Origin of the sequence: Paraliomyxa miuraensis (assembly GCF_026337845.1) — a bacterium.
Lineage (GTDB): Bacteria > Myxococcota_A > Polyangia > Nannocystales > Nannocystaceae > Paraliomyxa > Paraliomyxa miuraensis.
The window spans coordinates 318,046-331,130 of sequence record NZ_JAOVZF010000163.1; the positions used below are offsets into that span (position 1 = coordinate 318,046).

10 protein-coding genes are annotated in these 13,085 nt (G+C 70.5%); 9 read left to right on the plus strand and 1 reads right to left on the minus strand.

What is annotated here, in order from left to right; all coding sequences use genetic code 11:
• The first annotated feature begins 122 nt into the window (after window positions 1-122).
• Complete coding sequence (locus OEB96_RS41430) at window positions 123-554, plus strand: hypothetical protein (RefSeq protein ID WP_266222470.1); 432 nt, start codon at window positions 123-125, stop codon at window positions 552-554.
• Between the two features lie 15 nt (window positions 555-569).
• Window positions 570-1,760 (plus strand): aminotransferase-like domain-containing protein, encoded by a 1,191-nt coding sequence (locus OEB96_RS41435; protein WP_266222471.1) that lies wholly within the window; start codon window positions 570-572, stop codon window positions 1,758-1,760.
• Here OEB96_RS41435 and OEB96_RS41440 read toward each other — a convergent pair.
• The gene (locus OEB96_RS41440; RefSeq protein WP_266222472.1) at window positions 1,742-2,752 is read right to left on the minus strand and encodes a hypothetical protein; all 1,011 of its coding nucleotides are present in this window, start codon (window positions 2,750-2,752) and stop codon (window positions 1,742-1,744) included. The two genes, OEB96_RS41435 and OEB96_RS41440, sit on opposite strands and share 19 nt — an antisense overlap.
• Before the next feature lie 76 nt (window positions 2,753-2,828).
• On the opposite strand from OEB96_RS41440, the gene OEB96_RS41445 reads away from it, so the two are divergent.
• From OEB96_RS41445 to OEB96_RS41475, 7 genes are all read left to right on the plus strand, one after another.
• The gene (locus OEB96_RS41445) at window positions 2,829-4,490 is read left to right on the plus strand and encodes a PilZ domain-containing protein (RefSeq protein WP_266222473.1); all 1,662 of its coding nucleotides are present in this window, start codon (window positions 2,829-2,831) and stop codon (window positions 4,488-4,490) included.
• Window positions 4,491-4,654: 164 nt separating this feature from the next.
• Complete coding sequence (locus tag OEB96_RS41450) at window positions 4,655-6,985, plus strand: type VI secretion system Vgr family protein (protein ID WP_266222475.1); 2,331 nt, start codon at window positions 4,655-4,657, stop codon at window positions 6,983-6,985.
• Between the two features lie 27 nt (window positions 6,986-7,012).
• A complete protein-coding gene (locus tag OEB96_RS41455) occupies window positions 7,013-9,772 on the plus strand; it encodes a DUF2169 family type VI secretion system accessory protein (protein WP_266222476.1) in 2,760 nt (919 codons plus the stop codon).
• Entirely contained in the window at window positions 9,769-10,824 is a 1,056-nt protein-coding gene (locus tag OEB96_RS41460) for a pentapeptide repeat-containing protein (protein ID WP_266222477.1), read from the plus strand. The genes OEB96_RS41455 and OEB96_RS41460 overlap by 4 nt, the downstream gene beginning before the upstream one ends.
• Window positions 10,825-10,852: 28 nt before the next feature.
• Entirely contained in the window at window positions 10,853-11,551 is a 699-nt protein-coding gene (locus OEB96_RS41465) for a DUF3540 domain-containing protein (protein WP_266222478.1), read from the plus strand.
• Window positions 11,552-11,625: 74 nt separating this feature from the next.
• The gene (locus tag OEB96_RS41470) at window positions 11,626-12,021 is read left to right on the plus strand and encodes a DUF4150 domain-containing protein (protein WP_266222479.1); all 396 of its coding nucleotides are present in this window, start codon (window positions 11,626-11,628) and stop codon (window positions 12,019-12,021) included.
• Window positions 12,022-12,133: 112 nt separating this feature from the next.
• Window positions 12,134-13,081: a hypothetical protein gene (locus OEB96_RS41475; protein ID WP_266222480.1), complete on the plus strand. Its 948-nt coding sequence runs from the start codon at window positions 12,134-12,136 to the stop codon at window positions 13,079-13,081.
• Window positions 13,082-13,085: the final 4 nt, after the last annotated feature.

The window sequence follows — 13,085 nt, forward strand, 5'->3', positions numbered from 1 at the left end:
CGGACCGCGGGCCACTTCCGTAGGTGGCTGTAGGCGAGCGCCCTTCCGAGCCGCGAGGTTGGTGATCGCGCTGACGCGAGCGACGCGAGTGCGACCAGGGGCAAAGGGGTAGAGTGTGGCCCATGCGGTCCTCCCTCGTGCTGCTCCCCCTCGCGCTTGGCGTCGCCTTGCTCGCGGGCATCTCGTGCCACGACGACTCGGGCGACTACGCGGGCCAGCCCTGTGACGTGCCCGACGAGTGCTACCCGGAGGTCGACCCCGGCGCCCTGCGTGGCAATCCCATCTGCCTCGACCGCGTGGAGGGCGGCTACTGCACCCACCTGTGCCAGACCGACGCCGACTGCTGCGCGGTGGAGGGCGAGTGCCGCACCGACTTCCCGCAGGTGTGCGCGCCATTCGAGAGCACGGGCATGATGATGTGCTTCCTGAGCTGCGAGGCGAGCGACATCGACGGCTACGATCCCGGGTCCTTCTGCCAGGAGGAGGTACACCCCGCGTTCGGCTGCCGCAGCACCGGTGGCGGCTCGAACAACCGCAAGGTGTGCCTGCCCTAGCGAGACGACCAGCCCATGACGGCGCAGACCGGCGAGTATCCGCAGACGGCGGCCGGACCCGAGGCCATCAACCTCGGGCTGGGCCAGCCGTCACCGAGCTTGTTGCCGCTGGCGCTCATCCGCGAGGCCGCGGCCGCGCGGCTGGGTGCGGGCGCTGATCCACTGGTGCTGCAGTACGGGGCGATCCACGGGCCCCAGAGCTTTCGCGAGTCGCTGGCGGAGCTGATGACGCGGCGCTACCACCTCGGTGCGGGGCACGAGGTCGCGGCCTCGCAGCTGCTGGTGACCGGCGGGATCTCGTCGGCGCTGTCGTTCACGGCCCAGCTCTTCGCACGACCGGGGCAGACCGTGGTGTGCTCCGACCCCACGTACTTCCTCGCCCGCGGCGTGTTCGAGTCGCAGGGGCTCGCGGTGGAGGGCGTGCCGGTCGACGCCGAGGGGATCGACGTGAGCGCGCTCGAGCAGCGGCTGGCCCGGGGAGCGGCGCCGGCGTTCGTGTACTGCATGCCGTCGTTCCACAACCCCACCGGGGCATGCCTGGCGCCGGATCGCGCGCGTCGCCTGGTGGAGCTCGCGGAGCGGCACGACTTCCTGGTGGTGGCCGACGAGCCCTACGTGATGCTCGGCTTCGCCCCCGAGCCGCCGCCCTGCATGATGACCTACGACGAGGGACGCGGGCGGGTGCTGTCGCTGGGCTCGTTCTCGAAGATCCTCGCGCCGGGGCTGCGGCTGGGGTGGGCGCACGCAGCAGAGCCGCTGATCGAGCGGTTCTCCTTGCACGGGGCCCTGCGCAGCGGCGGCGGCCTCAATCCCGTGATCGCGTCGATCGTGCAGGGGGTGATCGAGGGCGGCGCGCTCGACCGGCACATCGACCACCTGCGGCGCACGTTCGAGGCGCGCGCGCAGGCGCTGATGGACGCGCTACGCCAACACCTGCCGCGGCTGGTCGAAGGCGTGGCCGAGCCACGAGGGGGATACTTCGTGTGGCTGCCGCTGCCCGAGGGCTGCGATGGCGCGGCGTTGCTCGAAGCGGGGAGCGAAGCGCACGGCGTGCGCTTCACCCCAGGATCACGGTGCGCCGTCACGCGCGATCTATCGCGCTTCATACGGCTGAGCTTTGCGTTCTACGAGCCCGACGAGCTGCGCGAAGGCGCACGTCGACTGGCGAAGCTGCTGACCGACGCCGGCTACAGCGTGACCGCATAGACCACGCCGGCTTGCGGCTTGGAGAACCGCGGCAGCTTGGCCTTGCTCAAGGCCCCGGCCACGCAGCGACCAAGCGCGGTCCCAGCGTGATCGTCGAGCGCGGTCGCGGAGGTGACCTGCCCGGTCGAGCCCGCCACGGAGAGCTTGATCCGCACCTTCTCACCCGAGCGACCGCCATGCTTGGGACCGCACGCCTTGGCCTGCGGCTTGACCTCGTTCATCGCGCTGCGGATCGCCGTGGAGCTCGGCGCAGGCGGCAGCCCCTTGGTGGACGAGGTGTCGTCGCTGGGGTCGGGCTTCTTCTTGCCGCTGCGGCTGCACTTGCTGGGGTCGATCACGCACTCGACCGGAATCGTGCCCTCCGATTTGGTCGGCTTGGCCGGCTTGGCCTCGTCCTTGGAGGTGGGAGGCGACTTGGCCGGACGCGAGGGTCGAGTCGACCGTGGGCGCTTGCTCTTGGCCCCGTCCTTCGCCTGCTCGTCCTTGGCCTGACCGTCTCGTCCTTGGTCGGGTGTCTCTTCTTCTGCGGGCTCGGCCACGGCCACCGGATCCTTGGTGGGCTCGCGCTCGCGCTCGAGCTCGGCGGCATCCTCGGGAGCCGAGGTGACGGCCGGTGCCGACACGGGGGTCACGGTGCGCTCGACCACCACCGTGGGCGAGGGCCGAAATGCGATCAACGCCCCCAAGCTGACGACCGCGGCGCTGAGCGCCAGGATCATCATGTAGAGCGGGCGCTGATCGGGCGTCGCCAGCTTGCGCGGAGGCGGCCGATTCGCCGCGGGCGCTGGCGCGCTGACGTCCTGGAGGGCCCACGCATTGGTGAAGGCGGGCAGCGCCACGCTGCTGGCCGAGGCATGAGAGGCACGAGCACGCTGCTGCGAGTCCACGATCGAGGACAGCGTGCGGATGTCGAGGAGGCCCGAGCGCTCGTCACGACGCGACGGCGCCGCGACCTCGCCCGCACCCCCGAATGGTCGTTGATTCCGGGGCATGGGTCGTCGTCTTCGTAGTCTTACGCATCAACTCCAAAGAAGTTCCACGCTCGCTCCGGCCCGCTTGGGAGCCATCGTGCGCGACCGTGACCCATCCTCGGCCGAGCTCGTACGAAAAGCTGTTACCCTGCTGCCGATGCACGGCATCAGGGATCGACGGACGTCGCTACGGGTCGAGGTCGAAGGTGAGGCCGTGGTCTACACCGACCGTGACGTGATCGAGGGTCGGTGTCTCGATCTCGGTCGCGAGGGCATCGCGATCCGCAGCACCAGGGCCACTCGTGCCAAGACCCCCGTGACGCTGGAGCTCTACCTCCATGGCCAGCGCCTGCGGGTCGAGGCGGTGCTCATCCGCCGCAAGCGCCACCAGGGCGACTACATCATGGGGTTTCGCTTCACCGAGGTCGACCGGCAGACCAGCACCGCGATCGATCACGTGATCTTCGGACGCCTGGCCGCGTCTCCCCACGCCGACATGTTCCTGGCCTTCGCAGCTCATCACGCGGCCACTGGGGGTCAGGGCTACGTCCACGGCCCGACGCCGACGCCCGGCCCCTCCATCGACACCTCCGATCCTCCGCTGGTGCCGGTGATCTCCGGCCTCACCCAGATCGTCTCCATCGATCAGCTCGAGCGGCCGCCCATCGTCGATCGCACGGTGATCGCCCCGCCACCGCAGCGCACCGACACGGTACGCTCCGGCCTCGAGCCCGCCCAGCCGCGCCCAGCCGCCGAGGACAGCGGTGCGCCCGAGGAGGAGTGGTTCGACGACGAGATGGATACGTCGGAGCTGCGGCTGCTCGCGGCCGCAGCCGCGGCCGACACCGACCTCGCGCTGGACTCCGAGCCCGACGCGTCGCCTCCCGACGATACCGCCGTGGTCACCTACGCAGACGAGCCCGTCGACACCGTCGAGGACACCGCGCTCGTCGCCAACGAGCCCGTCGCGACCGTCGACCACACCGAGATCGTCGTCACCACCGACGAACCCATCGACACCGTCGACCACACCGAGATCGTCGCCACCACCGACGAACCCGTCGCGACCGTCGACCACACCGAGATCGTCGTCACCACCGACGAGCCCATCGACACCATCGACCACACCGAGATCGTCGTCACCACCGACGAACCCATCGCGCCCATCGAGGACACCGCGATCGTCGCCAGCGCCAACGAGCCCGTCGACACCGTCGACCACACCGAAGTCGTCTCGACCGCCATCGCGCCCTCGGGCTCGCCCTCCGACTCGACCGTCGTGGTCACGGCTCCGACCGAGCCACCGGGGCAGACCGCGGACGCGAGCTCCGATCCCACGGGCGTTCCCGAGCCCGTCGCCGCCACGCGCTCCTCGACGATGGCACTGCCGGTCGACGAGACACCCGAGGGCCCACGCACCGCCACCATCCCGCTGCTCCCCTCCGAGCCCTCGCCCGAGGGGCCGCGCACCGCCACCATTCCCCTGCTCGCTCCCGAGGATCTCCGGGCCCCCGAAGGCCCGCGCACCGCCACCGTACCCCTGCTCGCCCCGTCCGCTGCGAGTCCACGGCTCTCGCCCGCGGTCGTCGATGCCACGGCCCCGCCACCTCCGCCGTCGACCCCGACGCAGCGGGCCCTGCACGACGCGATGGCGCTGCTTCGACCGTCGAGCCCTCCGCGTCGCCGCGGCCCGAGAGTCATCGTTTCGGTCCCTCACCAAACGTACCGCCGCCAAATCGCGCTGCCGTGGAACCGGTGACCACCGTTGCACCGGCTACGGCGTGCGAAGCCCGGATCCACGATCGGCGTGGATGACTCGTTGACACCGCCTCCCGCCCGCTATACGCACGATCGTAGCCACGGAGCCGGTCGACGCGCTCGCCCGCCCGCGGCCCATCAGGATGGGTGCCAGACGACATGAGCATGAAGTCCGCGAAGGTCCTGTTCCAACCCGGTGGCGATCACGACACGCAGTGGACGGTGGAGGGCCTTCGGGTCCACGACCGCCTCGGTGAGCCCTACGAGCTGCACCTCGCGTTGCGCACCGAAGATCTCTCGGCCGAGCCCACCGCGATGCTGGGGCAGAGCGCAGCGGTGGTGATCGAGCGCGAGCCCCTGCACCAGGAGTTGGCCGGCATCATCGAGCGCGTGGACGAGGGCGACACCAGCGACCACGCCCTGCACGTCACGCTCACGATCGTGCCCGCGCTCGCGGCCCTTCGGTACCGACGCAACAGCCGGATCTTCCAGGACCTCGGGATCCCGCAGGTGATCGAGCAGGTGCTCGGCGAGGGCCTCGGCCCCTACGGGCGCAGCGTGGACCTCTCGGGGCTCGGTGGCGAGTATCCCCCGCAGGAGTACACGGTCCAGTATCGCGAGACCGATTTCGACTTCGTCCACCGACTGCTCGAGGAGAACGGGATCACCTACCGCTTCACCAGCGACGGCGGGGTGGAGACGATGGTGCTCTCCGATGGCCCCACCCCGTTCTCCGAGCTGCGCTCGGCGGGCAACACCGACGGCGCGCTGCCCATGCGCAACGTCGACGGCGACCCCGGCCTGCACGAGAACGCGCATGCGTTCCGACGCGTGTCCCAGCTGCGCTCCACCGTGGCCCGCACGGCCGTGTTCGACTGGCACGTGCCCCGGCCAATCCAGGACGGCGAGGATCCGAGCTCCGCGGCGCTGTCCTCCCCCAATGGGGCCATGCTGGGCCCCGAGCGCGAGGACTACGACCACCGCGAGCCCGCCACCCTCTACGGGTACCGCAGCCAGGCCCTCGACTTCGGGCAGGTGCAGCGCCAGCTCGAGCTTCGCCGGGCCCTGCACCAGCGCGACGCGGTGCGCTGCGAGGGCGAGGGCACCGCGACTCAGATGACGCCGGGGCTGAAGTTCGAACTCATCGACCACGTTCAGTCCGACCTCGCGGGCGAGTACGTGCTGGTCGGGGTCGAGCATCTCTACGGGGTCCCGGCCGGTGGCGAGCCCGAGAGCGCCTATCGCAATCGCTTCGAGGCCATCCCCGCCTCCGTGCCCTGGCGCCCCGAGCGGCTGCACTCGCGGCCCCGCATCCCGGGCATCCAGACCGCCACCGTGGTGGGGCCCGCGGGCGAGGAGATCTTCACCGACGAGCACGGGCGCATCAAGATCCAGCTCCACTGGGATCGCGGGGGAGGGTTCGACGACAACAGCTCGTGCTTCGTCCGCGTGGTGCAGCCATGGGCGGGCAACGGCTGGGGCACCCTGTTCCTGCCGCGCATCGGGATGGAGGTCACCGTCACCTTCGTCGATGGCGATCCCGATCGCCCGATCGTGACCGGGAGCCTCTACAACGGCACCCACTCGCCGCCCTACGGGCTGCCCGGGGCCAAGACCCAGAGCGGGATCAAGTCCGAGAGCTCGCCCGGCGGCGGTGGCTTCAACGAGCTGCGCTTCGACGATGCCGTGGGCGCGGAGGAGGTCTACCTCCACGCCCAAAAGGACATGAACGAGGCGATCGGCAACGACCACGCGACCACCGTGGGCAACGATCAGAGCCTGTCGGTGGGCAACAACCAAACGATCGCGATCGCGGTCGACCAGACCCAGACCATCGGCGGCAACCAGACCGAGTCGATCGACGGCAATCAGACGCTCACCGTCAAGGCCAACCAGGATGTCACGGTCCAGGCCAACCAGAGCGTCACCGTGCAGGGCAGCGCCACGCACACGGTGGTGGGCTCGGTCACGGAGACGATCCAGGGCGGGGTCACCCAGACCGTCACGGGCGGGCTCACCCAGACCGTCACGGGTGGGGTCACCCAGACCGTCACGGGCGGGCTCACCCAGACGGTCAACGGCAGCACCACCACCACGCACCACGGCGCGGTCAACAGCACCGTCGATGGCAGCTACAACCTCACCGCGATCGCGGGCGTGAACATCACCGCCCCCGCGGGCATGACGGTGTCGGCCCCGGGCGGCATCTGCACGGTGGACCCCGCCAACACCACCGAGGTGCACGGGTTCTGGGACAGCACCACCGGTGTGAGCAAGTCCCTCACGGGGGCGAGCTTCGGCGTCACCGGGGCCTCGCTGTCCGTCACCGGGCTGAGCGTGAGTGCAACCGGGGTCTCGGTCTCGGCCACGGGGCTGTCGGTGAGCGCGACCGGAGCCGAGCTGAGCAACGAGCCGCTCAAGCTCGGCAACCGCGGGGCCGACCTCACGACATCGGGCATCAACCTCTACGTCAGCGGCATCATCATCCTGATGTAGCCTCCCGTTGGTCGTGAGGGTCCGGTCGTGAAGGTCGTCAAGCCCAACAAGCTCAGCGTGCTCACCCGGCCGTTCGAGCACGAGCGTCGCTTCTACCTCGGCGTGTCGCTGCTGATGTTCGTGCCGCTGCCGGCCGAGCCCCCCTCGGGACCGGTGCTGCTGTCCGAGGTGGCGCTGTGGAAATTCGTGGCCCAGCGCATGGGGATGGAGGGCGTGCTCGACGTGGGGATCCCCAAGCTCCGCGGCGAATTCCTCGTGCACGGCACGTGCCACGCGCCGGGCGGCATCCCGCACCCCATGGTCCCCGTGCGCGCTCGAGTGGGCGAGGTCGAGAAGACCCTGATGGTGCACGGCGATCGCTACTGGAAGCCGGGCCGCGTCGCCAGCGAGCCCCAGCCGTTCACCGAGATGCCGCTTCACTGGGCACGAGCGTTCGGTGGGCCGAGGTACAAGCGCAACCCGCTGGGGCGCGGTCACGGCGAGTCGGAGTACATGGGGCAGCGCGTGCAGATGCTGCCCAACATCGAGCTGGCGGATGCGCTGGTGAGCAGCCCCAACGACAAGCCCGATCCGGTGGGCTTGGGTGCACTCGACGTGTCCTGGCCTCAGCGTCGCGAGCTGGCCGGCACCTACGACAAGCGCTGGCTGCACACCCTGTTCCCCGGCATGGCCGCCGACATCGACTGGCGCTTCTTCAACCTGGCGCAACCCGACCAGCACACGGAGGGGGCGTGGAACGGCGACGAGGACTACCAGCTCGACAACATGCACCCCACCCGCCCGAGCATCCAGGGCCAGCTGCCGGGCCTGGTCGGGCGCGCGTTCGTCTCGCGACGCGGCAAGGCCGGCGAGCCGCTGCCCCCGGCCGCCCGCAGGCTCGGCGGGGAGGCACACGAGGCCGCCGAGGCGCCGCTGCGGGAGGTGGAGCTCGAGGAGGTCGAGCTCTCGCTGCGAACCCTGTGGCTGTTTCCCGATGCCGAGCGCGCGGTGCTGATCTTCCAGGGCTCGACCCACGTCGTGGAGGACGACGCCTCGGACATCGTGCACCTGGTGCTCGCGGCCGAGCACCGTGACGCGCCCCGAACGACCGAGGCCTACGCCGAGGCGCTGCAGGCCCGACTCGACCCCGACCACGGCATCATCGCTGCGCTGCGCGACCACGAGCTGCTGCCCGAGCTCGCCGACGGTGGCATCGAGGACGAGCTGGCCAGGGAGCGGGCACTGTGCCACACGGAGCGTCGGCTCGAGCACAACCTGCACCGCCGAGCGCTGCGCGAGCACGAGCGCGCGAAGCAGCAGCTCACCACGATGGGCCTCGATCCCGCCGACTTCCTGACCGAGCCCAAGCCCCCGCCCCCCACGCCCTCCCCCGACGAGCTGCCCGCGTTGGTCCAGCAGCTCACCGAGGAGGCCGAGGAGCGGCGGGTACGGGAAGAGGCCGAGCAGCAGCAGCGGCAGCAGGCACTGCGCCAGCGGCTCGAGGCGATGGACCTACCGGTCGAAGACCGCGAGCGCCTGCTCCACCAGCACGAGCACGGCCCCACGGGCCCCCCCACGTTCACGGCGGCCGGGCAGCGGGCGGAGCTCCAGGCGGTGGTCGAGCGCACCCGTGCGGTGGGTGCACCCACCGAGGCACTCGAGCAGATGCTGGCCGACCCTGCCCAGCAGCAGCGCTGGGTCGAGGCCGAGGCCAAGCTCCGCGAGGGCTACCTCCGCTCGGCCCACCTGCAAGACCCCGCCCCACGCATGACGGCCGCGCGCAGCGAGGAGGCCCGCCAGGCCGTGCGCGAGGCCCTGGCCGCGGGGACCTCGTTCGCCACCCTGAACCTGACCGGGGCCGATCTGTCGGGCATGGACCTGGTGGGCGCCGACCTCAGCGGTGCGCTGCTCGAGAGCGCGTGTCTGGACGGAGCCGACCTGCGCCGCGCCAAGCTGCACCGAGCCGTGCTGGCCCATGCGTCGCTACAGCGTGCCCGGCTCGACGGAGCCGATCTATCTCGGGCCAATCTCGGTCGCAGCGTTCTCTGCGAGGCCTCGGCCGTGGAGGCCAACCTGCACGAGGCCGAGCTGATGGAAGCCGACCTCGCGCGCGCGGTGCTGCGGGGCGCCGACCTGCGCGGGGCCAGCGTCTTGCGGATCGTGCTCACCGACGCCGACGCCAGCGAGATCCGAACCGAGCGGCTGATGCTGGTGGAGGCGAAGGCCACGGGCACGAAGCTGTGCGGCGCCCAGCTCCGCACCGCGGTATTCCTCGAGCTCGACCTGCGCGGGGCGGATTTCTCCCACGCGCAGCTGGGTGACGCCACGTTCCTCGGCTGCCAGGCACCCGGCTCGAGCTTCACGGGGGCGAACCTCGACGGCGCCCGCTTCGTCAAGGACTGCGTGCTCGACGACGCGAGCCTCGTGGTGGCTTCGTTGCGGGCCTGCAACCTGCGCGGTACCTCCCTGCGGGGCGCCGACCTCAGCGGCAGCACGCTCGACGGTGCCGACCTCAGCGAGTGCACGCTCGTGGGCGCCAAGCTGCACCGCGCCGTTGCCCGCGGCACGCGCTTCGAGAAGACCGACCTCGCCGATGCCTCGCTGCTGGCGGCCAACCTGTTCCAGGCGTCGTTCCTCGGGGCTCGCATCGAAGGCGCCGATCTGCGCGCCACCAACCTCCATGGCGCCGACATGGCGCGCATCTACACCGACGAGCGCGTGCGCCTCGAGGAGGCCAACCTCGAGAAGGTGCGCATCCATCCGCGCCACGAGCCGCGCGCCTCACCGCCGACCGAGGACGCCCCATGAGCATCACGGCCCAGGAGCTCGTCGAGCGCGTGCACGAGGGCGAGACCATCGAAGGCCTCGACCTGCACGGCGTGTCGCTCCGTCAGGCCGTGCTCGGCGGCGGCGTGTTCCAGGACGTCGACCTGCGCGGCACCGACCTGCGCGGGGCCGACCTGGCCGAGTCCACGTTCGTGCAGTGCTGCTTCGATCAAGCCGACCTGCGCGGCGCCAACCTCCACCAGTCGATCCTCCATCGATGCAGCCTGATGAAGGCCGACCTCGGCGGGGCGCGAATGACGGGCACCAAGCTCGACGCCTGCCAGGCGCCGGCCATGCACCTCGGTGGCGCCGACCTGCGCATCGCCGCATTCACCGGATGCACGCTGACGCGAGCCTCGTTCGTGCGAGCGGTGCTCGACCGCACCATGTTCGTCGACTGTGAGATCGAGGAGATCGACCTCTCGCACACGCACCTGCTCGCGGTGACCCTCCTTCGTGCCGACCTGCGCCGCGCCGTGCTCGAGCACACCAGCTTCGAGCGCGTGGCCCTCATCGGCGCCAACCTGTCCGGGCGCTCCCTGAGAGGTTGTCGCTTCGAGCACACCCAATTCACCGACGCCAACCTCGACGGATGCGATCTGAAGGGCGTGGTGCTCACCCAGTGCAACTTCAAGGGGGCCTCGCTGATCGGAGCCAGGCTCGGCCAGGCCCAGGCCCCCAACGCGCTGTTCGTCGAGGCCAACCTGCGGGGCGCCTCGCTCGCGAAGGCTCGGCTTGCGCAGACGCTGTGGGTCGACGCCACCCTCGAGGGGGCCGACCTCTCGGGAGCCGACTTGCAGCAGGCGATCTTGCACCGCGCCAACTGTCGCGAGGCCCGCTTCATCGACGCCGAGCTCACCTACGCCGACTTCGCCCATGCCGACCTCTCCGGTGCCGATCTCTCCGGTGCCACCCTCGAGCGGGCCAACCTCCATCGCATCGAGGACGCTGCCGCCCGCATCCCGGCTCGCGCCGGAGCGCTTCGCACCGACCCCAAGCTCGCCGCCGCCGAGGACTGGAAGCCCAAGCACTGATCCCCAAGACCCGAGGACCGTCATCGCCATGCACGCGCACAAGCTCCACCCCGTCACTCCCCTGCCCCGCTCGACTGCCCACGCGCCGGAGGCGTCCCCGGGCGACCAGGGGGTGGATCAGCTGATCGCGACCGTGGCCGACCAAGCCGAGGACGGCTGGTGGCTCGACGACGGTCACCAGCGCCGGCTGGCACGCCGCGCGGCGAGCTGCCTGCTCGCGCCCGCGGTGGGCGACCGCGTGTGGGCCGTCGGCGGCGAGGCCCACGGGCTCTACGTGCTGGCCGTGCTCGAGCGTGCCGAGGGGAGCGCCCCCGCGACGCTGGCCTTCGACGGCGACCTCGCCGTGCGCACCGAAGGCCGCCTGACCCTGTCGGCGCACGCGGGCATGGAGCTGCACACGCCGCGCAACCTGGGCGTGAGCTCCGACGAGCTGACCGTGCAGGCCCGGCAGGGACGGGCGGCGATCCAGGAGCTGTCGCTGCTGTGCCGCCGCGTGTTCGCGTCGCTCTCCCGAGTGACCCGCGTGGGCGAGGTGCTCGAGCTGTTCGTCGACCGCGTGCTCCAGCGCAGCAAGCACAGCATGCGAGCGATCGAGGGCCTCGATCGCACGTCGGCCGGAGCGCTCGAGCTGGAGGCGGAGGGCGCGGCCCACGTCAAGGCCACCCATGCGCTGGTCAACGGCAAGGAGCTGGTGAAGATGGACGGAGGCCAGATCCACCTCGGCTAGCGCAGGCCAAAGACCACCGACGAACGACCCAGGACGAACGACCCAGGACGAACGACGACGGAGGACCACGACCCATGTTTGGAAACAGTCAGATGATGGGGCTCGACATCGGCTTTCCCGACGTCTGCAACACCCCCACGCCCGCGGGGCCCGTGCCGATCCCCTACCCGAACATCGCGGCGGGTCCCATGGGCGTGCCCGCGGCCTACAAGGTCCTGTTCATGGGCACGCCCGCGCACAACATGTCGACCACCGTGCCGCTGACCAACGGCGACAACGCCGGCGTGGCCACGGGAGTGGCGTCGGGCTCGGTGATGGGACCCTCGCGACACCTCACCGCCGCGTTCACCTGCTTGGTGGGCGGGATGCCCTGCACGCGCTTGACCTCCGTGGCGCTGCAGAACAGCACCAACTGCCCGGGGGTGCGAGTGGTGCCCAGCCAGGTGAAGGTGCTGGTGCTGGCGCCCTAGCGCGCACTCCCCTTCCGTCGCCGACGAGGCTCCGTAGCGCCAGGGTCGCGGCCCCGGGGTCCGGTCATCGTCGGCTTTGACGCCGCGACGGGCTCCAGCCTACGATCGTCACGTGGGAGGCAGGGCATGGCTGTGGCTGGGAGCGCTCGCGCTCGGGGCATGGCTCGGCTGTGGGCCCAGCCAGTTCCTGTGTGAGACCGATGCCGGCTGCGAGCGAGACGGTGCGCAGGGGGTGTGCCAGCCCAGTGGCTCTTGCAGCTTCCCCGACGAGACCTGCGAGTCCGGCCAGCGCTACGGAGAGCTTGCCGAGAGCATGCTGGCCGGCATCTGCGTGGAGCTCGAAGCGACCACCTCCGATTCCACCGGGCCGTCGACGAGCACCTCCGATACGGAGCCCGGGGGTACGACCCTCGGGGTGGACGAGTCCGGACCCACCAGCGATCCCTCGGCCGATGATGGCACCACCGGCCCGGTGGACGCCTCGTGTTGGTTCGATGGCTTCGACGACGACAGCATCGACGCGGACTGGTGCCCGGTGGCCGTGCCCGGTCTCGAGCTCTCCGAGCACGACGACATGCTGTGGGTCGAGATCAATCCAGACGAGTGGACGGGCCGCACCAGTCAGGTGAGCGAGATCGCCTCCTGCAGCCCGCGCCCGCTGCTCGGGCTCTCCGCGGTCGCGCACGTCGAGGTGGTGCCGCAGGCCTCGCCCTTCACCGAGGCCTTCCTCGAGGTGGGCAACGATGCCTACAGCCTGGGCGTGGGGGTGATCGACGGGATGCTCTATGCCTTCGTATTCGAGGACGGCGCCTACTCGGGCGCACAGTGGCAAGCCTACGACTACGTGGGTCATCACTTCTGGCGGGTGCGAGGAACGACCGATGGGCTGTTCGCCGAGGTCTCGTCCGACGAGGTGACCTGGTCTCATCTGCACGCCTACGGTGTCGATCTCACGGGCGAGGAAGGCAAGGTGTCGATGGGCGTGTGGAGCGAGACGATGCCGCTGGAGCTCGACCGAGCGGGGTTCGACTCGCTGGAGATCTGCTCGACCGCGGAGTGAGACC